The 23,672-nt window shown below is 58.8% G+C and carries 20 protein-coding genes; 15 read left to right on the forward strand and 5 right to left on the reverse strand.

Translation table 11 applies throughout. From position 1 onward, the window contains the following. Nucleotides 1-3 precede the first annotated feature (3 nt). From hisH to FHS89_RS02800, 11 genes are all read left to right on the forward strand, one after another. Nucleotides 4-633, forward strand: a complete 630-nt coding sequence (hisH, locus tag FHS89_RS02750; RefSeq protein WP_184008222.1) for an imidazole glycerol phosphate synthase subunit HisH — start codon at nucleotides 4-6, stop codon at nucleotides 631-633. Continuing rightward, entirely contained in the window at nucleotides 627-1,388 is a 762-nt protein-coding gene (locus FHS89_RS02755) for an AglZ/HisF2 family acetamidino modification protein (protein ID WP_184008224.1), read from the forward strand. The genes hisH and FHS89_RS02755 overlap by 7 nt, the downstream gene beginning before the upstream one ends. Continuing rightward, the gene (locus tag FHS89_RS02760; RefSeq protein WP_184008226.1) at nucleotides 1,385-2,731 is read left to right on the forward strand and encodes a glycosyltransferase family protein; all 1,347 of its coding nucleotides are present in this window, start codon (nucleotides 1,385-1,387) and stop codon (nucleotides 2,729-2,731) included. The genes FHS89_RS02755 and FHS89_RS02760 overlap by 4 nt, the downstream gene beginning before the upstream one ends. A 3-nt stretch (nucleotides 2,732-2,734) precedes the next feature. After that, nucleotides 2,735-4,234, forward strand: a complete 1,500-nt coding sequence (locus FHS89_RS02765) for a lipopolysaccharide biosynthesis protein (RefSeq protein WP_184008229.1) — start codon at nucleotides 2,735-2,737, stop codon at nucleotides 4,232-4,234. 7 nt (nucleotides 4,235-4,241) lie between these two features. Then, nucleotides 4,242-5,351, forward strand: coding sequence for a glycosyltransferase (locus FHS89_RS02770; protein WP_184008231.1), 1,110 nt, complete (start codon nucleotides 4,242-4,244; stop codon nucleotides 5,349-5,351). After that, nucleotides 5,351-7,264 (forward strand): asparagine synthase (glutamine-hydrolyzing), encoded by a 1,914-nt coding sequence (gene asnB, locus FHS89_RS02775; RefSeq protein WP_184008233.1) that lies wholly within the window; start codon nucleotides 5,351-5,353, stop codon nucleotides 7,262-7,264. The genes FHS89_RS02770 and asnB overlap by 1 nt, the downstream gene beginning before the upstream one ends. Nucleotides 7,265-7,786: 522 nt before the next feature. Then, the gene (locus tag FHS89_RS02780) at nucleotides 7,787-8,491 is read left to right on the forward strand and encodes a hypothetical protein (protein WP_184008234.1); all 705 of its coding nucleotides are present in this window, start codon (nucleotides 7,787-7,789) and stop codon (nucleotides 8,489-8,491) included. Further along, nucleotides 8,488-9,612, forward strand: a complete 1,125-nt coding sequence (locus FHS89_RS02785) for a glycosyltransferase family 4 protein (protein ID WP_184008236.1) — start codon at nucleotides 8,488-8,490, stop codon at nucleotides 9,610-9,612. Before FHS89_RS02780 ends, FHS89_RS02785 begins: the two co-directional genes overlap by 4 nt. After that, entirely contained in the window at nucleotides 9,609-10,199 is a 591-nt protein-coding gene (locus FHS89_RS02790) for a sugar transferase (RefSeq protein WP_184008238.1), read from the forward strand. Before FHS89_RS02785 ends, FHS89_RS02790 begins: the two co-directional genes overlap by 4 nt. Continuing rightward, nucleotides 10,196-10,783: an acetyltransferase gene (locus FHS89_RS02795; RefSeq protein ID WP_184008240.1), complete on the forward strand. Its 588-nt coding sequence runs from the start codon at nucleotides 10,196-10,198 to the stop codon at nucleotides 10,781-10,783. Before FHS89_RS02790 ends, FHS89_RS02795 begins: the two co-directional genes overlap by 4 nt. Nucleotides 10,784-10,796: 13 nt before the next feature. Then, entirely contained in the window at nucleotides 10,797-12,029 is a 1,233-nt protein-coding gene (locus tag FHS89_RS02800) for a DegT/DnrJ/EryC1/StrS family aminotransferase (protein WP_184008242.1), read from the forward strand. A 20-nt stretch (nucleotides 12,030-12,049) separates the two neighbouring features. On the opposite strand, the gene FHS89_RS02805 is transcribed toward FHS89_RS02800, so the two are convergent. Next, nucleotides 12,050-13,798: a polysaccharide biosynthesis protein gene (locus tag FHS89_RS02805; RefSeq protein WP_246413521.1), complete on the reverse strand. Its 1,749-nt coding sequence runs from the start codon at nucleotides 13,796-13,798 to the stop codon at nucleotides 12,050-12,052. 351 nt (nucleotides 13,799-14,149) lie between these two features. On the opposite strand from FHS89_RS02805, the gene FHS89_RS02810 reads away from it, so the two are divergent. The 3 genes from FHS89_RS02810 to FHS89_RS02820 all read left to right on the forward strand — a co-directional run bounded on the left by FHS89_RS02810 (nucleotide 14,150) and on the right by FHS89_RS02820 (nucleotide 18,546). Continuing rightward, complete coding sequence (locus FHS89_RS02810; protein WP_184008246.1) at nucleotides 14,150-16,249, forward strand: GumC family protein; 2,100 nt, start codon at nucleotides 14,150-14,152, stop codon at nucleotides 16,247-16,249. Nucleotides 16,250-16,412: 163 nt separating this feature from the next. After that, nucleotides 16,413-17,756 carry a polysaccharide biosynthesis/export family protein gene (locus FHS89_RS02815; RefSeq protein ID WP_184008248.1) on the forward strand — a complete coding sequence of 448 codons (1,344 nt, stop codon included), beginning with the start codon at nucleotides 16,413-16,415 and terminating at the stop codon, nucleotides 17,754-17,756. Between the two features lie 22 nt (nucleotides 17,757-17,778). Next, nucleotides 17,779-18,546, forward strand: coding sequence for a metallophosphoesterase (locus FHS89_RS02820; RefSeq protein WP_246413523.1), 768 nt, complete (start codon nucleotides 17,779-17,781; stop codon nucleotides 18,544-18,546). Between the two features lie 374 nt (nucleotides 18,547-18,920). Here the strand turns inward: FHS89_RS02820 and FHS89_RS02825 are convergent, their stop codons facing one another. Together FHS89_RS02825 and FHS89_RS02830 are read right to left on the reverse strand one after the other, a co-directional pair. Continuing rightward, nucleotides 18,921-19,922, reverse strand: a complete 1,002-nt coding sequence (locus FHS89_RS02825) for a ParB/RepB/Spo0J family partition protein (protein ID WP_184008250.1) — start codon at nucleotides 19,920-19,922, stop codon at nucleotides 18,921-18,923. Nucleotides 19,923-19,982: 60 nt separating this feature from the next. Further along, nucleotides 19,983-21,353 carry an AAA family ATPase gene (locus FHS89_RS02830; RefSeq protein WP_184008252.1) on the reverse strand — a complete coding sequence of 457 codons (1,371 nt, stop codon included), beginning with the start codon at nucleotides 21,351-21,353 and terminating at the stop codon, nucleotides 19,983-19,985. 416 nt (nucleotides 21,354-21,769) lie between these two features. On the opposite strand from FHS89_RS02830, the gene FHS89_RS02835 reads away from it, so the two are divergent. Next, on the forward strand, nucleotides 21,770-22,786 hold the full coding sequence (locus FHS89_RS02835) for a replication initiator protein A (protein WP_184008254.1): 1,017 nt from the start codon (nucleotides 21,770-21,772) through the stop codon (nucleotides 22,784-22,786). On the opposite strand, the gene FHS89_RS02840 is transcribed toward FHS89_RS02835, so the two are convergent. Both FHS89_RS02840 and FHS89_RS02845 read right to left on the reverse strand, forming a co-directional pair. Next, nucleotides 22,783-22,995 carry a hypothetical protein gene (locus tag FHS89_RS02840; protein ID WP_184008256.1) on the reverse strand — a complete coding sequence of 71 codons (213 nt, stop codon included), beginning with the start codon at nucleotides 22,993-22,995 and terminating at the stop codon, nucleotides 22,783-22,785. The two genes, FHS89_RS02835 and FHS89_RS02840, sit on opposite strands and share 4 nt — an antisense overlap. 11 nt (nucleotides 22,996-23,006) lie before the next feature. Continuing rightward, on the reverse strand, nucleotides 23,007-23,672 hold a 666-nt coding region (locus FHS89_RS02845; protein WP_184008258.1), incomplete at its 5' end, for a YjbF family lipoprotein.

A 23,672-nucleotide genomic window follows, 5' to 3' on the forward strand; every position in this document is an offset into this window, starting at 1 on the left:
GCCATGGCCTCCTCAAATGTTGTCACCATCGTCGATTATGGCATGGGCAATATCGGCTCACTGATCAACATGTTCCGCCGCATCGGGGTGCAAAGCGAGGTCGCCTCTGACCTGCGCTCCATCGGGCAGGCGCGCAAAATCATGCTGCCCGGTGTGGGGGCATTTGGTGCCGCGATGGACCGGATCGACGCGCTTGGCCTGCGCGAGGTGCTGCGCGCCAAGGCGCTGGAGGAGCAGATCCCCTTCATGGGCATCTGCCTTGGCATGCAGCTTCTCACCCGCTCCAGCGCAGAAAGCCCGGGCGCCAAGGGGCTTGATCTGATCCCGGCGGACACCGTGCGCTTTCCCCGTGTGCAGGGGCTGAAAGTGCCGCATATGGGCTGGAACGAAGTCAGCGTGACCCATCCCACGGCCCTGACCACCCCCCTGCCCCCCGAGCCGCGGTTTTATTTCGTGCATTCCTATTACGTCAAAGCCGACGATCCGGCGGATGTGATGCTGCGCTGTCATTACGGGCTGGATTTCGATGCGGGCCTTCATCGCGGCAACATCTATGGCGCGCAGTTTCACCCGGAGAAGAGCCATAAATTCGGCATGGCCCTCCTGAAAGGATTTGCGGAGGTCCCATGCTGAGAACCCGCGTCATCCCGGCCCTGCTGCTGCATGGCAAAAGCCTGGTGAAAACCGAACGCTTCGGGAAATACCAGTATATCGGAGACCCGGCCAATACGGTGCGCATCTTCAACGAATTGGAGGTCGATGAACTGAGCTTTCTCGATATCAAGGCCGCGCGCACCCGCTCTGGCCCGGATTTCGACGTGCTGCGCGATATCGCGACCGAATGCTTCATGCCCTTGAGCTATGGCGGTGGGATCGACAGCCTAGAGATGGCCAAGCGGGTGTTTGACACGGGATTTGAGAAAATCATCCTCAACACCGCGGCCTATGCCAACCCTGCCCTGATCACCGAGATCGCCAATGTCTATGGCGCGCAGGCGGTCGTGGTGTCGGTGGATGTGAAAAAACACTTGTGGAAGGGAATGCAGCTTGTCTCCCATGGCGGAAAACGCTGGCAATCCACCACCCCCGTCGACTGGGCCCGGCAGATGGAGGAGCTTGGCGCGGGTGAATTGCTGGTGACAGCGGTGGACCGTGAAGGGACATGGAGCGGCTTTGACATTCCCCTCATTCAGGAGATCAACAGCGCCGTATCAATCCCCGTGATCGCCCATGGCGGCGCTGCTGGCCCTGTTGATATCGCAAAAGCGGTGCATGAGGGTGGCGCCTCTGCCGTAGCCCTTGGCGCATCGGTCGTATTTCAAAAGAAGGGGATGGGGGTTTTGGTCAACTTCCCCTCGCCCGAGACACTTCGCAAGGTGTTGCCATGAAAGTCGCCCTGATCGGCAATATGAACAACAACAACTTTGCCATGTTGAGGTATTTTCGCGATCTGGGCGTGGATGCACATCTGTTCCTCTATGAGGAAGACGGGCGGTTTGCTGCGGCGCATTTTGCGCATACATCCGATACGCATTTTCCCGAAAAATACGACGCCCATATCACCAGAACGCCTATCCACAATCACATGTCCGATGTTTTAGGAGGGAACGTGATTGCGCGTATCGCTTTTTATGCGATGTATTGGGCGGCCAAAGTGAAAAAGATCCCACATGCCGTCGTTTACAAGCCACCAAAACACGGTGCATCTAAAGAAATTGAGCGGCTGCTCTCAAGCTATGATGTCTTGATAGGCTCTGGCTACGCGCCTGCCATTTTTGCGAAAGCAGGTCGGGATCTCACCATATTTTACCCCTATTCCACAGGTGTGGAAGGGGTTGGTTGTGTCGATGAGCAGGTGAGCACTGGTCGATCCAAACTGGCTTTTTGGGCAACATATCCCTTCTATCAGCTTTGCCGCAAACGGCAGATACAAGCGCTCAAAAAGACAAAACTGCTTGTCTCACCAGATGGCGAAGCCTCACTGCAGACATTTAAAGAAGACATCGGGCGTGAAGGAAAAACACTCGCGCTGCCCATGTTCTATAATCTGGAGGACATCCCAGCAGATATCCCCGCCCATTTGCAGTCGGTCCATGAGCGGATCCGCCAACATGATGTGGCCTTCGTGTCCCATGCGCGCCATCTCTGGCAACATCTGAAGGGGATGACGCCGCAAGAACACTCAAAGACCAGCAAAAACAATCATTGGGTTTTTGAAGCCTTTGCGGCGCTGTTGGAAAAGCGAAAGGACAGATCACCGCTTTTGATCACCTTTGACTATGGGAAAGACGCCCCAGCGTCCAAGGCGCTCTGCACACAACTAGGTATTGAAGACAATGTCCTGTGGCTGCCCACCATGGCGCGGAAGGATATCGCACTTATCCTGTCATGGTGTGATGCCGGGATCGGAGAGTTCTATTCGGAGAAAATCATCTGGGGCGGCACTGGCTGGGAAACGCTGGCGGCCGGTAAGCCGCTGATACAAGGGTATCTCTATGAGGATGACGCCTTCGAGCAGCAATATGGCTATCCTGTTCCACCGCTTCTGAAGGTCAGAACCAAAGACGATGTTTTGGCCCATCTTCTGTCTATCACCAATGACCCGGTACAGGCGCGCCAGATCGGAGAGGCATCCCGAACATGGTTCAACACTCGTAACGGGTTGGCTCTGGCGAAAGAGTGGCTAGCCATTTTGAAATCTAGTGTCAAAACAGACAAGGGCGCCGCATAAGCCATGTCAAAGACACCAGAACATCTCAGCCAAGAGGGCCGGTTGGCATTCCTGTTCAAAGATTCCGTACTCTATGGCGGGGCCGCGGCATTGAGTAAGGCATTTGCGCTCATCACCCTACCCTTGCTGGTGCGGCATTTCACGGTGGCGGAATATGGGGTGCTCGATTTCTTCATGGTCCTGATCGTTTTTCTGACGATTCTGTTTGTTTTCGGGCAGGACAGTGCGGTTGCCCGCTATTACTACGAATATGAGGACACGCGGGATCGTCAGCAGCTGATCTCTCAGTCTTTGGCCTTCCAGATGGCGGGCATTGTCGGGTTTCTACCTGTTTTGTGGTTTGCTGCGGACTGGATCACTGGTTTCATGGTCGACGCGCCGGATCGCACGACCCTTTTCCGGATCGTGCTATTGCACCTGCCCTTCATGGTATTGATCAGCTTTTCCCAAGGCCTGCTGAAATGGACCTTCGAGCGGACGAAGTTTCTGATCATGTCCGTGGGATTCACTGCGGGGCAGGCTGGCCTACTTTTGATCGCGCTTTATGGCTACGAAGTGGAAGTTACGGGCGTCTTGATCGCCAGCCTGATCAACAGTGTAGTATTTGGCATCCTCGGTCTGGTGCTGATCAAAAAATGGCTAGTGCGGCCACAAAATTTTAAATTCCTTCGAGAAATGCTGCCGTTTGCGATTCCATTTGGTATTATTTGTGTCGTAGGGGCATTGTCCCCCACATTGGAACGAATGCTTACCGATACACTCCTTGGGACAGAGCAGTTGGGCCTTTATGCCGTCGCGACAAAGATTGCCCTGCTGATTGGCCTGATCGTAAGTGCGTTTCAAACCGCTTGGGGTCCATTTTCCCTTTCGCTTTATAAACAAGCAGATGCTGCACAAACCTATAATTTGGTTTTGAAGCTTTTTGCAATTATCACCTGTGTTGGCGCGCTGACCCTAACCCTGATCTCAGATTTCCTGATCACCCTGCTTGCGACAGACAAATATGCTACCGCATCTGTGGTGGTGTTCCCGCTGGTGTTTGGGCTGGTGGTGCAGGCGACCAGTTGGATCACGGAGATAGGGATTACCCTATCCAAGCGTAGCTATCTGACCATTTACTCCTATACCCTGATGATTATCGTAACCCTGAGCGGCATATGGTTGCTTGCGCCAATCTATGGATTGCTTGGCGTTGGATTGGGGGTTCTGGCCGGCCATATCGTTAAAGCTCTGCTTGCTTCTTGGTTGGCGCAGCGCAGCTATAAGATGCCATGGCAATATGGCCAGATTATATCTATTTTTGTCATAACAATGGGAGTTGGATTGGTAGCCATATATGCAGAAGCCGTATTTAGTGGGATGTCATCCAAACTGGTCCTGATATCAGGGGTTTTGGTTATTTCGGGTACAGGGTGGATTTTCGTTTTGGAGACTGAGGATCGCACCACACTAAAAAACATCCTAAGCGGTATACTGCAAAAAAAACTAAATGCTGGGGGCTGATCGCCAAATGAGCTTCGTCACCCATATCATAACAGGCCTGAATGTGGGCGGGGCCGAGCGTGCCTTGTTCAACTTGCTCACCAATGGGCTGGAGGGACCGTTTGAGAACCGCGTGATCTCCCTCACTGATATGGGGCACTATGGCCCCCTGTTGCGAGAGCAGGGCATTCAGGTGACTTGCATCAACATGCAGCCTGGGCGACCGACACCGGTAGCACTTTGGAGGTTGCATAAATCGGTAAAAGAGCACCCTTTCGGGATTCTTCAGGGGTGGATGATCCACGGTAATATCGCGGCCAGTCTTGAATCTAAAATGTGCACTGGCCAGCATGCTTTGATTTGGAACATCAGACGCACTCTGGAAGGTATAGAAAGTATGAGAGCCAGCACGCGGGCGCTCACAAAACTGGGCGCACGGATCTCACGTTCTGCGGATGCGGTAATCTACAATGCGCAAAAAGCGATTCCGCAATATGTAGGCATCGGATATTCAGACACGAACGCGCACTATCTGCCCAATGGGTTCGACACAGCGGTCTGGCACCCGGATCCAGAAGAGAAAACGCGGTTGCGGGCCGAACTGGGGATCGCACCTGGTACGCGCATCATCGGCTTTGTCGGACGCAGGCATCCGGATAAGGATCCAGACAACCTGCTTGATGCGTTTGGGATGCTCCAACACCTCGCTGACAAGGCCTGTCTCGTGATGGTCGGGCGTGATCTGGAGCGCCCCGGTTTCGATCCAGCCCGCGTGAAGTTTTTGGGTCAGCGTACAGATATCCAAACTCTCATGCAGGGGTTTGATGTTCTTTGTTTGTCTTCTCAGGTTGAGGGCTTTCCCAATGTGATTGGCGAGGCGATGGCTACTGCTGTGCCTTGCGTGACCACCGATGTGGGGGATGCACGTAGCATCGTGAGCGATACCGGCTGGGTCGCCCCACCCCGCGACCCACAGCAGTTGGCCCTTTGCCTTCAGGAGGCGCTGTCCACCTCCCCCGCCGCATTGAAAGAGCGGGGAGAGCACGCCCGTGCGCGGATCGTCACTCATTTTTCAATAGAAGCGGTGGTGGAACGCTATGTCTCTTTGTATCGATCCGTAACAAAGGACGTTCACTAATGTGCGGCATCACCGGATTTATAAATCATGCGACAGCAGTTTCTGAGCCACTGGCGCGGCATATGGCCAAACAGATCGCCTATCGTGGCCCCGATGGTGCAGGCGTTTGGAGTGATACGGAAGCCGGAATCGTGCTGGCGCACCGGCGGCTGGCCATCCTTGATCTGAGTGAGGCAGGGCATCAGCCGATGATGTCTGCCGATGGACGGCTGGTGCTGGTGTTCAACGGAGAGATTTATAATCATGCGGCCCTGAGGCAGGAGGTTATGGCCACGGGCTGGGACGCCGGATGGCGGGGCCATTCCGACACCGAAACCCTGCTCGCCGCGCTTCAGGTCTGGGGCGTTGAAGGAACATTACCGCGCCTCAATGGGATGTTTGCCTTTGCTGTCTGGGACAGATCACAGCGGGTGCTGAGCCTCGCACGGGACCGTGCGGGCGAAAAACCCCTCTTCTACGGCACATCGGGGAACACGTTCCTTTTCGGGTCAGAACTGAAGGCCATGACGGTGCATCCCAGTTGGACGGGGGAAATTGACCGCACTGTTTTAGCCTCCTATTTGCGGCACGGCTATGTGCCCGATCCCCATTGCATCTATCGCGGGATCGCCAAACTGCCCCCGGCCCATTGGGTTGAAATCCGGGAGGGCAGTGTTGAGGAGCCCCTGTGCTATTGGGCGCTGAAAGACCACGCGACAGCCCCCAGACACGTACGCTCGGCGTCAGAGGCAATCGACGGGCTCGAAGCGCTGTTGATGGACGCGGTCGGCCTGAGGATGGAAGCGGATGTCCCCCTTGGCGCGTTCCTGTCAGGCGGTATCGATTCCTCCCTCGTGGTGGCCCTCATGCAGGCGCAAGCCAGCAAACCGGTCAAAACATTCACCATCGGTTTCAACGTTCCAGGCTATAACGAGGCAGAACACGCAAAGGTAGTCGCGGCCCATCTGGGCACTGAGCATACCGAGATCTACGTCTCTCCTCAGGATGTGCTGGATGTGGTGCCGGACCTGCCACATATGTATGATGAACCCTTTGCGGATTCCTCTCAACTTCCGACCTTCCTGTTATCGCGCATGACGCGTGAACATGTCACCGTCAGCCTATCGGGGGATGGTGGAGATGAATTATTCTGCGGCTATAATCGCTACAAACAAGGCAATAATCTGTACCGGCGGCTGCGCGGGTTGCCGGGGCCGGTACGACGCGGCATTGCCCTATCCTTGGCCAACGTACCAGCCCATACGATTGACGTGATGATGCAGGCCATGCCCCGCCGGCTGCGCTACCCGGCTCTTGGAGACCGTCTGCGCAAGCTGGGAGATATCCTGTCCCACTCTGAAGGGGCTGCATGTTACCGGGAGCTCGTGTCCCAGTTTCAAAATCCGTCGCAGCTTGTGCGCGGGGCGGTGGAAGCGGAAACGCTTCTCAGTCAACCGGATGAATGGCCCGACTTGGCCGATTACCGCGAGGTCATGATGTATCTTGACACGCTCACCTATCTGCCAGGAGATATCCTAACCAAGGTGGACCGGGCGAGCATGGCTGTTAGCCTTGAGGCGCGGGTGCCTTTGCTGGATCACAGGGTCATTGAATATGCATGGTCAATGCCCATGGAGCAGAAGATCAACCAAGGCCAACAAAAATGGCCACTGCGCGAAGTGTTGTCCCGCCACATCCCGCGCGATCTGTTTGAACGGCCTAAAATGGGCTTTGGCGTTCCAATCGAGCATTGGTTGAGCGGACCGCTCCGGGACTGGGCCGAAACCCTACTGAGCGAGGAAGCGCTTAATCACACGGGTTATCTTGATACAAAGGCAGTGCGCGCACTCTGGCAAGAACATAAAACCGGCCGCCGTCGCTGGCATCACCAACTTTGGACCGTGCTGATGTTTCAGGCATGGAAAAAATATTAAAATTTATTAATTAAAATCCAGTTTTGACAATTAATATTTGGGGAAAGTATGTTAAATTTCTTTGATACCCCTGGCGATGTAATTACATCAACATCTATTTGGATCTTAGGGGGTTTCTTGATAATGCTCCTAGGGCAGAAAATCGGGACATCGACAATTCGTTGTACAGCGATTTATGTCTATCACAGCTTTTTCTGTCTGATATTTACATCATTTACTAGCCGCGGAGGCGTTGATTCTGCAACTTACTACGCATCGGCCCGAGATGGCGATGTCGTCTTTGGTATCGGCACACCCGCGATTTCCATGCTGGGTTACCTGCCTGTTCAGTTATTCGATCTGTCCTACCTGGGGACCAATATAGTATTCGCAGCACTATCATGCGCCGGGTTAATCCTGATAGACAGGGTAATCCGAACACTAGCAGAAAGCCGCGGTCCGTTTGTCCAGTTTTGCGCAATAGTGTTCATTTTTATGCCCTCCCTCCATTTTTGGACCACATCCATTAGCAAAGATTCTCTGATGATGCTCGCCACCGGGATGCTCTTGTGGTTTGCTAAAAACCCATCGCGGCACCTGATGCTGCTGCTTTCAGCTTTAACAATCATGCTATTGGTACGCCCACACATGGCACTGATGTTCCTGATCGCATTGGGGGTCGGGAACATACTGACTGGGCGGATGAGTCTCATAGCAAAGATCGGATTTACCTTTCTGAGTGTCCTTTTGGTCGCCTTCTTGTTGCCCGCACTGATGGATTTATTCAACATCGGCAGCGACTTGAACGATATTGCGCAATATATCGAAAGTCGGCAGGAAATCATTGAGGGCGGCTCCAGTATCATCCTGTCCGAGATGGTATGGCCCGCACGACTGTTTGCCTTTCTGTTCAGACCGCTGATTTTTGAAGGAGGCAATGCAATCGCATTGGTGGCCGGGATCGAGAACACGATCCTTGTCACATTTATGCTGCTGATCCTGCTGAAAGCTCGAAAGGGCTTTCGCCATGACCCTGATCTGCCAGGCAAGATGGTTCTGTTGTCCTATGCCGTGATCAGTTGGTGGCTGTTGGGCAATGTCACTTACAATCTTGGCCTCGCAGCCCGTCAGAAATGGATGGTGCTTCCTTTTGTGGTGGTGGTGTTGATCGCGATGTCGCGCAGCTATGCACATGAGCGCACAGCACTGCGCGCGCGACTGCGTTTGCATAAGCGGACAGTTGAATGAGACCCCGTCACGTTGCCATATTGGTGTCTTTTGCCCCATCCCTGATCAATTTTCGTGGTCCGCTCATTCAGGCCCTGCGCGCGCAGAGCGTGCAGGTCAGTGCACTTGCGCCTGAGTTTGACGCCCAGACCCGCTCACAACTCACCGAATGGGGCGTAACATGCTATGATATCCCGCTCTCACGACGTGGGATCAGCCCGACGGAAGATATCAATACCCTCAGGACACTCACAGCACGGTTACGCGAAATTGCGCCCGATCTTCTCGTGAGTTACACGATCAAGCCTAATATCTGGGGCGCGTTTGCCGCAAAACGGGCGGGCGTGCCGTCTATCGCCTGTGTGACCGGGCTAGGCTATGCGTTCTCCGCCAAAGGGGGACCACTCAAAAGCCGGATCATTCGCGCCATCGGACGGCAGCTTTACCGGCAGGCAACCCGCTATAACGCGCGGGTCATATTTCAAAACCCCGATGACCGGGATGATTTCATCGCATCAGGATGCCTGAGCGATCCCAGCAAGGTGCGTATGACCAATGGCTCTGGCGTGGACATGGCCCATTTCGACCGCGCACCCCTGCCCAATACCCCTGTTTTCCTAATGATTTCACGCTTGATGGGGGAAAAGGGCGTCCGCGAATATGCCCACGCGGCGGTAGCGCTCAAGGCGAGAATGCCCGAAGCCCGCTTTTTGTTGGTGGGGTATATGGATGACGGGCTGGATGCGATCACACAAAAGGAGCTTGATGGCTGGTGCGCGGCAGGGCTCGAATATCTTGGCCCAACACATGATGTGCGCCCGTACCTCGCGCAAGCCAGCGTTTATGTTTTGCCCTCTTATCGTGAGGGCACGCCGCGCTCCGTTCTGGAGGCAATGGCCATGGGCCGCGCCGTGATCACCACGAATGCGCCGGGTTGCCGGGAAACGGTACAAAATGGTGTTACTGGCCTTCTAGTGCCCGTGCGCGATGTGCCCCGGCTTGAAGCGGCAATGGAACAGCTTGCTCAAGACCCGGATCTGCGGGCACAGATGGGACAAGCCAGCTATGAGATGGCGCTAGCAAAATACGATGTTGATTTGGTGAACGCGCAGATGATTTCTCATATGGACCTCACCACATGAAGCGACTTCTTGATATCATAGGCAGCCTCACCGGGCTCATTCTGCTCTCGCCGGTTCTAATCCTGCTGTGGTGGAAGATTGCGCGTGACATGGGCAAGCCGGTCTTGTTTAGGCAGGTACGCCCGGGCCGCAATGCGCAGCCTTTTGAGATGGTCAAGTTTCGCTCCATGCGCGACGCGATCGGCCCCGATGGCACGCCCCTGCCCGACGCTGATCGGATCACGCCTCTGGGCGCGAAACTGCGCTCCAGTTCGCTGGATGAACTGCCGGAATTGTGGAACGTCCTGAAAGGGGAGATGAGCCTTGTGGGGCCGCGCCCCCTTCTGATGGAATATGTGCCCCTCTACAGCCCCGAGCAGGCCCGCCGGATGGATGTGCGCCCCGGCATCACAGGCTGGGCGCAGATCAACGGCCGCAATGCGCTGAGTTGGGATGAGAAATTTGCTCTCGACATCTGGTATGTGGAAAACCGCACGATCTGGCTGGACATCAAAATCCTCTGGCTGACGGTGCGTAAGGTGCTCAAACGCGACGGCATCTCTGCCGATGGCGAGGCAACCATGCCGAAATTTACGGGTTCGAAATGAGCGGGCTGACGATCATTGGTGCGGGCGGACATGGCAAGGTGGCCGCCGAAGTGGCCGAAGCCATGGGTCTTGGCCCGGTGTGCTTTGCCGATGGCCGTTATCCAGGCCATACTCAGATCGGCGCATGGCGCGTGATCGGCACACCTGATCAGATCACGGGGGGGGACGTGTTTTGCGCCATCGGGGCAAATGCCACCCGGGAGGCCACTTGCGCCGGACGCAAGTTGGTGAGCCTGATCCACCCTTCGGCTATTGTTTCTCCCTCCGCCACCATCGCAGAGGGCGTGCTGATCGCAGCGGGTGTTGTGGTGAACGCAGATGCCCGGATCGGGCGCGGGGTGATCCTGAACACCGGGTGCAGTGTTGATCATGATTGTGAGATCGGGGCGTTTGCCCATATCTCCCCTGGTGCACGGTTGGGCGGGGGGGTCCGTGTCGGGCCACGCTCCTGGATCGGGATTGGCGCGGCCGTGCGAAACGGGATAAAGATCGGCGCGGATGTGATGGTCGGCGCGGGCGCTGCCGTGGTGAAAGACCTGAGCGATGGTACCCGTGTGGGCGGCGTGCCCGCACGCGAGATATAGAGGTTTCCTTGACATGCTGAATGGTCCCTTCTCCCCTTGGCCTTCCTTTACGCAGGAAGAAGCCAATGCCGTCTCTCGGGTTCTTTTGTCGAATAAGGTCAATTACTGGACCGGGCAGGAAGGCCGTGAATTCGAGCGTGAGTTTGCAACCTTTGCAGGCACGAAACACGCCATCGCTCTGGCCAATGGTACGCTGGCGCTCGATCTCGCGTTTCAGGGGCTAGGCATCGGCGCACAATATGGCGGCGATGCCAGTGATGAGGTGATCGTGACGCCGCGCAGCTTCATGGCGTCTGCGTCCTCCATCGTGACCGCCGGTGCGCGGCCTGTGTTCGCGGATGTGGACCGCGACAGCCAGAACCTTGATCCAGAGGCGGTGGAGGCCGCAATCACCGATAACACCCGCGCGGTCCTGTGTGTGCATCTGGCAGGCTGGCCCTGTGATATGGATGCGATCCGCGCCGTGATCGGAGACCGGGATATCCGCCTTATCGAAGATTGCGCACAGGCCCATGGCGCCACCTACAAGGGCCGCCCGGTGGGCAGCCTTGGCGATGTGGCCGCGTGGTCTTTCTGTCAGGACAAGATCATGACGACCGGCGGCGAGGGCGGCATGGTCACCTGCGATGATGAGGCCCTGTGGAAGAAAATGTGGGCCTATAAGGACCATGGCAAAAGTTGGGACGCCGTGTACGCGCGCCAGCACCCGCCCGGCTTTCGCTGGCTGCATGAAAGCTTCGGCACCAATTGGCGCATGACCGAATTGCAATCAGTGCTCGGGCGTATCCAGCTTGCGCGGATGTCGGAGTGGCACGCCGCGCGCACGGCCAATGCAGCCATTATCACGCAGGCACTCACCCCATTTGCCAACTCGAGTGGTCCTATCCGCGTGCCCCAGCCACGATGTGCGGACTGCACATGCGATGCGGGCGCGGGATGCGGCCATGCATGGTATAAATATTATGCCTTCGTGCGCCCCGAAAACCTCGCCCCCGGATGGGACCGCGACCGTATCGTTTCAGAGATCAGTGGCGCGGGCGTGCCCGCGATGCAGGGCTCCTGCTCGGAGATGTATCTGGAAAAGGCATTTGACGATACTGGCCTACGCCCGCCCCAGCGCCTGCCCGTCGCCGTGGAATTGGGGGACACGAGCTTAATGTTTCTGGTCCATCCAACCCTAACCGCGGATGAGATGCACAAAACCATTGCTGTCATCTCCGATGTACTGCATCGCGCCAGCGCCTAAGTGCTGGACATGGTGTCCGATCATCCCAGTCTCGGCTGAGGGATTTCCTGCACATGATAGCCCTCGACCCGGGCCTCGATGAGGCGGCGCAGGCGGGCGGTGTCGGCCTCGGTGATGGCCCCTTGCAGATCGCGGATCATCGCCACGATCTCGATCTGGGACAGCATCGCCTCTTCGGCGCGCAGGATCTTGGGATGCGGGGTGGGGCGCAGGCTCTCATCGTCTATGAGCAATTCTTCATAGAGCTTTTCGCCCGGGCGCAGGCCGGTCACCCGGACCTCGATATCGCCCTGCCCGCTCACCGGGTCTTTCACCGACAGGCCAGAGAGCGCGATCATCTGATGCGCGATGTCGATGATCCGGCGCGGCTTGCCCATATCGAGCACGAACACATCGCCGCCCCGCGCGTAAGACCCCGCCAGCAGCACCAGACGCGCGGCCTCCGGGATCGTCATGAAAAACCGCGTCACGTCCTTATGGGTGACGGTGACCGGACCGCCCGCTTCGATCTGTTTTTGAAAGAGCGGCAACACGGAGCCTGACGAGCCCAGCACATTGCCAAAGCGCACCATCGCAAATTTCGTGGTCTGGGAGCGGGTTTGCAGATCCTGCACCACCAGTTCGGCCATGCGTTTGGTGGCCCCCATCACATTGGTCGGGCGCACCGCCTTATCGGTGGAGACGAGGATGAACCGCTCGATCCCCGCGGCATAGGCGGCTTCGGCCACCACTTGCGTGCCCAGCACATTGTTGCGCGCGCCCTCAAGCTCGTTGTCCTCCACCAGCGGCACATGCTTATAGGCCGCGGCATGGAGGATGATCTCCACCCCTTCTTCCGCGATCACGCCGGTGACGCGCGCCTTGTTGGTGATGGAGCCAAGCCGGGTGGTGACCCCGATCCCCGCGGCTTCGGCCTGTGGGCGCAGATCCCGGTCAATGGAATAAAGCTGAAACTCGCCCTGCTCAAAGAGCACGATCCGCGCGGGCTTGCAGTTGATCAACTGGCGGCACAGCTCCGATCCGATGGACCCGCCCGCCCCGGTGACCATGACCACCCGCCCGGCATAGGTCTTGGCGATCTCGGGGATATCGAGATCAACCTTGTCCCGGCCCAAAAGCTCATCCGGGGAGACGGTGCGCAGCGCCTCTCCCCCGGTTTCGCCATTCATGATGTTCACATAAGACGGCAGCACCTGCACCTCTGGCCCGTGTTGCGCAAGCGCTGCGATCAGCTCTTTCTGGCGCGCGGTGCTGGCCGAGGGCATCGCGATCAGGATGCGCGCGATCTTGTGCCGGGCAATCAGGGACGGCAGGGCTTTGGGCGCATGAACAGACAGGCCTGCCACCATCAGCCCGTGCAATGTCGGATTGTCATCGACAAAGGCCACGGGCCGTGCCTCCCGCGCCTGCCGCAGGGCAGAGGCCAGCTGGATGCCCGCCGCCCCCGCGCCATAGACCAGCACCGGCTGGCGTTTGGTTTCGCGCCAGTCCCACAACAGCAAAAGCTGCAACCCCAGAATGCGCAGCGACACAGCCCCGAGGAAAAACATCGCGGCGAAAATCATCGGCACCGAACGCGGCCCGGACAATTGCAGCAGATAGCTTGTCAGCACCGCCACCAGCGCCAGCGACAGCGCCATCATCCCCACCTGCATGATCGCGCGGGTCTCGAATGTGATGAGTTTGATTCGATGGGTCCGGTAGGCAATCACCAAAAGCGGCGCGGCCATCGTCAGCACCATAAACAGCGCCCAGGAGGACTGAACCATCGGAAAGGGTGTTAAAGTCCCGTATCGCAACGAAAAAGTGAGATAGAGGCTGATCGGAACAAGCGCTGTATCCGCGCACAAAAACACCAGCCGTTTCGTTGGACGTGACCAATTCAGGGGCGACGGAAATGTCATCGTCCGATATCCTTTCCCGCGGCCTCATACGCGCCGGTCCACTTTCAACACAGGCCAAACTACCGAACTCGCCCCCCTTTAGGCAAGTACCATAGATAACACGACATTTTATACCTGACGGACGGCCCGCCCGGCCAAAGAGACATTGATTTCAGGGCAGTAATATGGAAAAGCCGCAAAATATTTCGGTAAAACACGACGAAAGCAGAGCCGCCCATGCGTGACTTGGAAAATCCAACGACATTGCCTGATGATGAAGTGGATATTTCCGCTCTGCTCCAGACCTTGTGGAATGGCAAATTCTGGATTGTGCTGGCCGCGCTGATCGGGCTCGCGCTTGGCGGCTATTACACGCTGCGGATCGCGACCCCCTATTACACCGCCACATCCGTGGTGATGCTGGAAAGCCGTCAGGAACAGGTCGTCGATATCGAGAGTGTCGTCACCGGGCTGGGCGGGGATCAGTTGACGATCAACACCGAAGTTGAGGTGCTGCAATCGCGCGGCCTGATCCGCAAACTCGTCGATGAGCTTGGCCTGATCGACGACCCGGAATTCAACGGCTATCTGCAAGAGCCGAGCCGCTTTTCCATCGGTGGGGTGATCGGGCTGGTTCTGGGCAGTGACGACGATCCAGAGCCGGTCAGCGAAGAGACCATCCTGAATGGCGTGGTCAATAACGTGCTGGGCACGATCTCGGTCGCCAATGTGCGCCAAAGCTATGTGTTCCAGATCACCGCCGTCACCCAATCGCCGGAAAAATCCGCGCTGATCGCCAATACGCTGGCGGATCTCTATATTCTTGACCAGTTGGAGGCAAAGTTTCAGGCGACCGAGCAGGCCACCGAATGGCTGTCTGGCCGGGTCAGCGAATTGCAGGCCGCCCTTGAAAATGCCGTGGGCGCGGTCAAGGATTTCAACGCCGAAACCGATCTGATCAGCCCCGAAACCCTGTCGCTGCTGAACCGCCAGCTCAAGGAACAGCGCGACCGCCTGACCGATATCCGCGCAGCACAGGTGGCCGCACAGGGGCAGTTGACCACCCTGAATGCCGCGATCAGCACGAACGATCTGACCGAGATTGCCCGCATCGCCGAAGACCGCACCTTTGACCGGTTGCTGACCGCACAGGCCAATGGGCAAGAGGGCGCGGAGGCCGCCATCGCGACCCGCATCGACCAGATCCGCACCCGCATCAGCCAAGAAGAGGCCCGCGCGCGCCAGCAGATCGCGACCCTGACCACTGCGATTGCGGAACTGGAAAACCAGATCACCCGGCAATCGGCCGATCTTGTGACCTTGCAGCAATTGGAGCGGGAGGCCGAAGCCAGCCGCCTGATCTATGAGTTTTTCCTCAACCGCCTGAAGGAAACCAGCGTGCAGCAGGGCATCCAGCAGGCCGATAGCCGGGTGCTGTCGCGCGCGGTGATCCCGGGGGGCCCGTCCGCCCCGCGGCATTCGGTCTTTATGATGATCAGCCTTGTGATGGGCGGGCTGTTGGCCTCTGCCGGGTTGATCATCCGCGAATTGTTGCAAAACACGTTCCGCACCGCAGAGGATCTGGAAAGCCATACTGGCATCACCGTGATGGGGCAGATCCCGCAGATCCCAGCCCGGCACCGGCGCGGCGTGCTCGACTATCTGAGCGAAAAGCCGACCTCCGCCGCGTCCGAGGCCATTCGCAACCTGCGCACCTCACTGCTGCTGTCGAATATGGATCAGACGACCCAGATCATCATGTCCACCTCGTCGGTCCCCGGGGAGGGCAAGACAACCCAATCCATCGCATTGGCACAAAACCTGTCGGGTCTGGGCAAGAAAGTGCTGCTCGTTGAGGGCGATATCCGCCGCCGGGTGTTCAGCGAATATTTCTCCATCGACAAGGATCACGGGCTCTTGGCGGTGCTGGCGGGCGATGTCACGCTTGATGAGGCGATCACCCATAATGACCAGCTTGGCGCCGATATCCTGACGGGTGAGAAATCCAACATCAACGCCACGGATGTGTTCTCCTCCCAGCGGTTCAAGGACCTGTTGCGCGACATGCGCGCGCAATATGACTATGTCATTATCGACACGCCGCCCGTGCTCGCCGTGCCGGATGCGCGGGTGATCGGGCAATGGGTGGATGCGATCCTCTACACCGTGAAATGGGATGAAACCTCCCGCCAGCAGGTGTCTGAAGGATTGCGCTCTCTGGAGAGTGTGAACATCCGCGTCAGCGGCCTTGTGCTCGGTCAGATCAATCTGCGCGGCATGCGCCGCTATGGCTATGGCAAGGGCTATAAGGACTATCAGGGCTATTACGACAACTGACGTCAGAGGCCCACAGACCCCTGTTTTCCCGCGCCTATGCCTTTGCGTGGGGGGGTGACCTCTGCTATCGGTAATGCAACAGACCGGGCCGGAGACAGGCAGAGGGCCTCTCTCCCCTGCCCGCCCGGATCACGTCGCGGACCACAGTAAAGGCAATACCCATATGAAACCTCTCTTTCTCGCTCTGGGCCTCGTTCTGACCGGATGTGGCGCGGCCTATATCTCTCCGTCCGTGCCCGGACCTGCCGAGAATGAGAATGTGCGCGTGATCCCGCTGACCGCGCAAAGCGTGCGGATCGCCAACGCGACCCCCTACCAGCCGCGCGCCCTGCCCGGCGCGTTTTTCGAAACCACCGGCGATGTGAACGCGATGCAGGCCCAGACCGGCCGCCTGCCGAGCCCGGCCTTTAGCGAACAGCGCCGCCCCGGCACGGTCGAGACCCGCTTGCCGCCGCCCGTCCTTGGCACGCCCTATGAGATCGGCATCGGCGATGTGGTGGTGCTCGCGACCCGTCAGGGCGGCACCACGGTGGAGGAATTGTCGGGCCTTCTGGCCGCGCAAAGCCGCCGGCAGGGCTATACCGTGCAGGATGATGGCGCGATCGCGATCCCTGATGTGGGCCGGGTCCAGATCGCGGGTCTGACATTGGAGGAGGCCGAAGCCGCCCTGTTCCAGCGCCTTGTGGAAAGCCAGATCGACCCCACCTTCAGCATTGAAATCGCGGAGTTTAATTCCAAGCGCGTCTCCATCGGGGGGGCGGTGCGCAACCCGACCGTGGCCCCGATCACGCTGACGCCCCTGTTCCTGCAAGAGGTGCTTGCCGTGGCGGGCGGTGTGGTGGCCCCGGACCGGGATTTCGTGACGATCCGGCTCTACCGCGATGGGCAGCTATACCAGCTCCCGCTGCGGGACCTGCCGCGCTATTCGATCCGGCTTCAGGCCGATGACAGCATTTTCGTTGATACCGATTTCGAGCTGGAACAGGCGCAGGCCTATTTCACCGAACAGATCCAACTGGCTCAGTTCCGCCAGTCATCCCGCATTCAGGCGCTCAATGAGCTAAACACCGAGGTCGATCTGCGCCGCGCTGTGCTCGAAGAGCAGCGCGCGAATTTCCAGGCACAGGTGACGCTCGATGCGGTGCCGCGCGATTATGTCTATCTCTCGGGCGAGGTGCGCCAGCAAAGCCGCTTCCTGTTGCCCTTTGGCCGTCAGGCGACGCTCGCCGATGCGTTCTACGATCAGGGCGGGGCATTGCTGGAAACCGCCGATCCGTCGGAGATTTATGTGCTGCGCGCCTCCACCGATCCGGCCCGCGCGGATGAGATCGTGGCCTGGCACCTTGATGCCGAGGACGCGACGAATTTCGTGCTCGCCACCCGGATGGAACTGCGCCCCAATGACGTGATTTTCGTGGCCGAACAGCCGATCACCCGCTGGAACCGTGCAATCAGCCAATCGATCCCATCGCTTATCACGACAGGTGTAAGCGCCGTGACCAACTAATCCCCAAACGGATGAAAAAACCATGGGCATTCTCGACTGGCTGAAAAAGGGCGCGCGGTCCCAACCTGCCGCCGCACCCTTTGATGCACCAATGCGCCCCGAGGCGCCGTTCTATGCCATCGGGGATGTGCATGGCTGCAACGCGCTCCTGACCCGCCTGATGGAGAAGATCAGCGCCGAGGACCCTGCCGCCCATGTGGTGCTGGTGGGCGATTATATCGACCGTGGGGAGGACAGCGCGGCGGTGCTGCGCCGCATCCGCGACTGGGACCGCGCGCCGGACCGGCCGCTGACGTTCCTGACGGGCAATCATGAGGACATGCTCCTGAAATTCCTCGACGCGCCAGAGGACCGCGCCGCGCGCTGGCTGCGCTATGGCGGTTTGCAGACCATGGCGAGTTTTGGCGTGGGGGGCGTGTCCGATACCAGCCGGGGGGCGGAGTTGCGCGCCGCGCGCGACGCGCTTGCCCGCGCGATGGGCGATGATCTGATCGAATGGCTGCGCGCCCTGCCCACGCATTGGCAATCGGGCAATGTCGCGGTGGTCCATGCAGGCGCCGACCCGGACCGGCCGATCACCGAGCAGGACCCACGGGTCCTGAAATGGGGTCACCGGGATTTTCGTCACCTTACGCGCAAGGATGGCATCTGGGTCGTGCATGGCCACACGATCGTGGAACATGCCCGCGCCGAACAGGGCCGCATCGCGGTGGATACCGGTGCTTATGCCACGGGGCATCTGACGGCGGTGCATGTCAGCGCGGCGGGCGCGCGGTTCTTGCAGACCTGAGGCGCTGGCCCGGTGGATCAGACCAAATGTTTCGCGCGCGAAACAAATGGGGTTTTGTGCTGATTTAGAAAAAATGTAAATTTTTCAATGACTTAACTGGCTTTTGGCAGGTTTTGCGCCCTGCCCGCCCGCTGCCAAATGTTTCGCGCGCGAAACATTTGGGGGATTTGGCCACCCCATACCGGGCAGGCCACCCCTGCCCGGCGCGCCCCTTTAAAGCCACCCCTGCCCTGTCATTTGTTTCGCGCGCGAAACATCTCCCCCAAGCGGGCGGTGATCTCGCGGTGATGGGCGACGGTCAAAGGGAGGGACGGCAGCCCCAAGGCGCGGGCGATCGGATGGCCCACGCCCAAATGTTTCGCGCGCGAAACATTTTAGCTGTGCTCAAGGATCGCCCGGATATGCGCGATATGCGCCTCTGTCAGGTTCGGGCCAGTGATCTGCACCCCGTCTTTCACCGGTTTGACATAGATGCCGGGGGCGACCTCATCGGGGGCAGGGCGGTCCATTTGTTTCGCGCGCGAAACATTTGCCTTCAGCGCGCGGGTCAGGATGCTGGCCTCGTCCTCCGGGGTGTCGGGGGTTTCCTTGCCCAATGCCTCCCGCAGGCGGGCGGCAAAACCGGGCTCTTCCAACCGGGAGGACAGATCAAGCCCCATCCGCTCCCCCAAGGCGGTGGGGAAGGTCAGCACGGGGCCCAACTCCTCCACCACCGTGAGAAACGATTTGATCTTGGACCGTTTGGTGCGGGAGGCAGAGGCGAACAGATCCTGCAACGCGGCCTTGGTGGTGGGATAAACACCCTCCTCCACCGCGCGGGCCACGATGCGGGCGCGTTCGAAATACGAGAGGCCCACGCGGATCTCATTCTCCTCCACCATCGCGACATAGGCGTCTGAGGCCTGCTGCGGACTGCGGATCAGGGCCAGCACGGTGTCAAAGCCCCCCTCCCGCGCCTGCAGGGTCGAGAGCGCAGAAAGCCGCCGCCAGCCGGAGATCAGGCCATATTGCCCCGCCGCCAATTGCACCACCTCAATCGGGGTTTGCTGACCGCGCGCTTTGATCGACGCGATCAGGGTTTCCATCTCATCACTATCGACCGCGATCCGGTCGCGCACCAGATGGTCCGACACGATCGCGGCAAGGGGCAGGGCGCGAATGAGGCGGCCTTCGGTCTGGGCGGCGGTCAGTTCTGCCGTGACCTCCTGTAGGGCCGCAGTGGCCGCAGCAGCCCCCGCCACATCGGCAATCGGGGCGGGACGTTTCGCAGCGGACGGGGCCAGCCCCAGCGGATAGGACGGAAAGCCCGCCTTGGTTTCCGGCGCGGGCTGGACCTGTGCGGGATCAGGCGGGGTGAGGCGTTTACGCTTGGCCATGGGAAGCCTCCATCAGGGATCGGGCGGGGCAGGGTAGGGCATTATGGTTAATATGCCCTATCATTGCCCCGCCTCCAACGCATCGCGCCGCCATGCCCCGATCAGGAGCCGCTTGAACGCGGCATAGGTGGCGTCAAAGGTTTGCCGCCCGCGAGCATAAGTCTCCCGGTTGAAATCGCGGTAATCGGCCTCATAGATGCCATTCACGCTTTCGCCTGCCTGCCCAATCAGGGCGGTGAAATCCTGCCGGTGGGGGCTCAATGTGGGGCCAAGATAGGCTTGCATCAGGGCGGCCAATTCCGCCTGCTGCGCGCCGTCATAGCGGGTGACGACCGCGCGCACCGCATCCCATTGAAAGGCGATCCCGTCGCGGCCAAGCGCGCGGGCGGCCATATTCTCCCCCTCCTCGATCGAGGAAAACGTGGCGTGGAGCATGTCGAAAAACCGCCCCGTTGAATCGAACTCCAGAAAGGACGCGCCAAGCGGCACCAAAAGGATATCCGCCGCCGCCAACCCGTTGATCGTGAGGTAGCCAAGGGCAGGGGGGGTATCGAGGAAAATGATATCATACTCGTCGAGGATACCGTCCTCCTCCAGCCGGTCGGTGAGCGCATCCCACAGCTTCCAGCCGCGCGCCTGCATCCGCCAGACGGGGATCTGGAACTCCGCCCAATAAAGGTTCAACTGCGCGCCAATGAGGTCGATATTCGGCCAATGGGTCGGCTGGATCAGATCGCGCGCGGTGATTTTGAGCGCGTCGGTCAGGCTGTCATCAATCGGCTGGGGTGTTTCGCCGCGCAACACCCGCGCCTGATTTTCCGCCTGCGCCTGTGTCGCGTAATGCCGGGCGAGGAGGGGGAAGACGGTGGACCATTCATCCTCCACCTTGCCGCCAAAGATTGAGGTCATCGACCCTTGGCTATCAAGGTCAATCACCAGCACCTTATAGCCGTCCAGGGCGGCGGACATCGCGAGATGCGCGGCCGTGCTCGTCTTGCCCACGCCGCCCTTGAAATTCGCGACAGAGACAAGTTTGGCCGGCTGGTTTTTCGGCCGGTAGGGCAGGTAGTTTTTCGCGCGCGAGCCTTCGGCCCCGAAATGCGCGCGCAGGCGCAACACCTCATCAAGCGTGAACCATTTCGCCCCACCTTCGGTTTCGGTATGGCCTTGCGGCAGGTCGGGATTGGCCTTGAGCACCCGGCGGAAATGGGCCGGGGCCACGGGTATCAGATATTTGGTGATCTCCCATGTGGAGAAGAGGCGCAGGGATTTCGCGCCCTCCTCGTTCAACCCGCGAGAGGCCAGATCCTCCCGCCCCCGGGTGCAGGCGGCAGCGATGGCCTGAAAGCCTGCGGTGGTGGTCGGCTCCCCCAATTCGGCGAGTGCCTGATCAGGGTCGATGTTGAAATAGGGCGGATGCTCGACAGCCATGATTGCCTCATCATGTTCTATGTTTTCACCAACATACCACAAAACACAGCACATGGTACTTTTTTGATGATACCTCCATGTTTTTTTAGGGAAAACAGCGGGATAGGATGGTCCTGTTTCGCAAGAATACGCCATCCGGGGCAGGGGGGCAAAAAAAATACGCGTGTTATTATGTGTTATATATGTGTTAAGCGCCCGGCCTGTTTGCCTATCCCCCTGATCTGGCATGGCTTTTGACGCTTTTTCGGGGAGGGGCGATTCTGAACCCCCGATAAAGCGACTCTGAACCCCCGCTGATCCGACTCTGATCCCCCGAAACCATTGGTGGACAGGACTTGTGGATAACTCTTACTCTGGGTGTCACTAAAACCACGAATCCGAAAACGGATCGTTTCGAGCAGTCTTGCAGGTATCAGATGTCCGCCAGTGTCATAGAGGGCAGGGGGCTTTTGCCCGATCGTCACCCGAACAGGGATTTTTTCCTGTGCGATATTTTTGATGCGATCCCCAAGGATGATCTGGCGACGATGGAGCATCCGGTGTTCTCGCTTGCCACGAAACCGGATCGGCGGATCCTGAATTATGCCCATAACGGGGTGGAGATCACGGTGGTGCCCTCCGTGAAGGGGCTGGCGACGATCCATGACAAGGACATCCTGATCTATTGCATCAGCCAGTTGATGGCCGCCCTTAACGCAGGGCGCGCGGTGAGCCGCACGGTGACCCTCAAGGCGCATGATCTGTTGGTCGCCACCAATCGCGAGACCAGCGGCGATGCCTACCGCCGCTTGCGCGAGGCGTTCGAGCGGCTGGCGGGCACGCGCATCACCACCAATCTGGAAACGGACGGGGTGGAGGTCACTTCCGGCTTTGGCCTTATCGAGTCGTGGGAGATCGTGCGCCGCGCGAAAGGGGGCCGGATGGTCAGCGTGTCCGTGACGCTGTCGGACTGGCTTTATCGGGCGGTGATGTCGAAATCGGTGCTGACGCTGAGCCGGGATTATTTCCGCCTCAGAAAGCCCCTGGAACGGCGCATCTATGAGATCGCGCGCAAACATTGCGGGCGGCAGGTGAGTTGGAAAATCTCCGTCGATCTCTTGTTGAAGAAATCAGGCTCAGCCAGCCCCCGCCGGGTGTTTCGCAAAATGCTGCGCGACATGATCGCGGCCAACCATCTGCCCGATTATGAGATGATCGAGGAGGAGGGCGACATGATCCGGTTCAGCTTGCGCGATGCGGTGGTCGATGGGCCAGAGGCGCCGCCTTTGTCGGCGGCGGCCCTGGAGGAAGCCCGCCGCCTGATGCCGGGGGCCGATATCTACGCGCTGGAGGCCGACTGGCGCGGCTTCTGGGCCCGCTCCGGCCGCCCCCGCCTGCGCAGTGCCGATGGCGCGTTTCTGGGCTTTGTGAAGGGGCGGGCAGGGCAGGGTTAAAGCCGCAGCACCCTGCGCTTGAGCGCCAGCATTCCAAACACCACGGCCGCCAGCATCGCAAACTGCCACCACGATATCCAAGGATAGCGCCCGACCGCCATATGGATCATCGCGGCGGCAATCATGATGGCCCAGATCATCGCCGCCTGAGGGTCCGTGCGCCGCTTCAGTCGGTTGGACGGGCGGTCCCAGTCCTTGCACCAGAGCATAGGGGCATGCCCTACTGCTCCGCGTCCCGTGACAGTATTTGTATGGAGAGGGCGCCAATGAGTGGAGAAATCCATTGTCTGGATTGCCAGATGAAGCCATCGCTGCGGTCGATCCAGTATAGATTCGTGATGGAAACGGTCTCATCGGCGCAAATTTCGGTGAATCGGATTGTATCGCGGGGTGTGCCTAGAATACTGATGCCCGCATCACCGATTTTTTCCAGCCCACAGACCAGCGCGGCCTCAACAATCTTGTTTTCACTGTCGAGATAAGAATAAACGCGTGAATAAGAGCCGCCGTCACTTTCCGGCGTCAGGGTCGCGATTGCGGCCGATACATCCGCTACGAGAATATCGGCCCCGAATCCGCGTGTGCCAATAACTTGGCCTTCCCGCGTGGTCAGGCTGAACCCATCGGCGGACGCCCAGGTTTTCACGCCATTGGATGCATCTTCGACGGGAAGGGTGGCAAGGGCACCCGATTCGTCCGCGCGCACCAGCATCAGGTCATAGTCAATCGCCGCGATATCCGCTGGGGAGATGTTGAGCCGCATCGGTTCCGGCTCTGGCCCCCACATGTTCTGAAGGGCCGAGGTGAACACCGATTGCGTGATCTCAAAGCTGGAGCTGAGCGCCGTGTCCGTTCCACAGGCGCTGAGGCTCGCCACCGCCAGAAG

It is taken from the genome of Rubricella aquisinus (genome assembly GCF_014199445.1).
Taxonomy (GTDB): Bacteria; Pseudomonadota; Alphaproteobacteria; order Rhodobacterales; family Rhodobacteraceae; genus Rubricella; species Rubricella aquisinus.

Excerpts from the sequence above, each read along its gene's own strand:
- hisH (WP_184008222.1), top strand. The coding sequence starts at position 4 with ATGGCCTCCTCAAATGTTGTCACCATCGTCGATTATGGCATGGGCAAT.
- FHS89_RS02755 (WP_184008224.1), top strand. The coding sequence starts at position 627 with ATGCTGAGAACCCGCGTCATCCCGGCCCTGCTGCTGCATGGCAAAAGC.
- FHS89_RS02760 (WP_184008226.1), top strand. The coding sequence starts at position 1,385 with ATGAAAGTCGCCCTGATCGGCAATATGAACAACAACAACTTTGCCATG.
- FHS89_RS02765 (WP_184008229.1), top strand. The coding sequence starts at position 2,735 with ATGTCAAAGACACCAGAACATCTCAGCCAAGAGGGCCGGTTGGCATTC.
- FHS89_RS02770 (WP_184008231.1), top strand. The coding sequence starts at position 4,242 with ATGAGCTTCGTCACCCATATCATAACAGGCCTGAATGTGGGCGGGGCC.
- asnB (WP_184008233.1), top strand. The coding sequence starts at position 5,351 with ATGTGCGGCATCACCGGATTTATAAATCATGCGACAGCAGTTTCTGAG.
- FHS89_RS02780 (WP_184008234.1), top strand. The coding sequence starts at position 7,787 with ATGATGCTCGCCACCGGGATGCTCTTGTGGTTTGCTAAAAACCCATCG.
- FHS89_RS02785 (WP_184008236.1), top strand. The coding sequence starts at position 8,488 with ATGAGACCCCGTCACGTTGCCATATTGGTGTCTTTTGCCCCATCCCTG.
- FHS89_RS02790 (WP_184008238.1), top strand. The coding sequence starts at position 9,609 with ATGAAGCGACTTCTTGATATCATAGGCAGCCTCACCGGGCTCATTCTG.
- FHS89_RS02795 (WP_184008240.1), top strand. The coding sequence starts at position 10,196 with ATGAGCGGGCTGACGATCATTGGTGCGGGCGGACATGGCAAGGTGGCC.
- FHS89_RS02800 (WP_184008242.1), top strand. The coding sequence starts at position 10,797 with ATGCTGAATGGTCCCTTCTCCCCTTGGCCTTCCTTTACGCAGGAAGAA.
- FHS89_RS02805 (WP_246413521.1), bottom strand. The coding sequence starts at position 13,798 with ATGGTTCAGTCCTCCTGGGCGCTGTTTATGGTGCTGACGATGGCCGCG.
- FHS89_RS02810 (WP_184008246.1), top strand. The coding sequence starts at position 14,150 with ATGCGTGACTTGGAAAATCCAACGACATTGCCTGATGATGAAGTGGAT.
- FHS89_RS02815 (WP_184008248.1), top strand. The coding sequence starts at position 16,413 with ATGAAACCTCTCTTTCTCGCTCTGGGCCTCGTTCTGACCGGATGTGGC.
- FHS89_RS02820 (WP_246413523.1), top strand. The coding sequence starts at position 17,779 with ATGGGCATTCTCGACTGGCTGAAAAAGGGCGCGCGGTCCCAACCTGCC.
- FHS89_RS02825 (WP_184008250.1), bottom strand. The coding sequence starts at position 19,922 with ATGGCCAAGCGTAAACGCCTCACCCCGCCTGATCCCGCACAGGTCCAG.
- FHS89_RS02830 (WP_184008252.1), bottom strand. The coding sequence starts at position 21,353 with ATGGCTGTCGAGCATCCGCCCTATTTCAACATCGACCCTGATCAGGCA.
- FHS89_RS02835 (WP_184008254.1), top strand. The coding sequence starts at position 21,770 with ATGTCCGCCAGTGTCATAGAGGGCAGGGGGCTTTTGCCCGATCGTCAC.
- FHS89_RS02840 (WP_184008256.1), bottom strand. The coding sequence starts at position 22,995 with ATGCTCTGGTGCAAGGACTGGGACCGCCCGTCCAACCGACTGAAGCGG.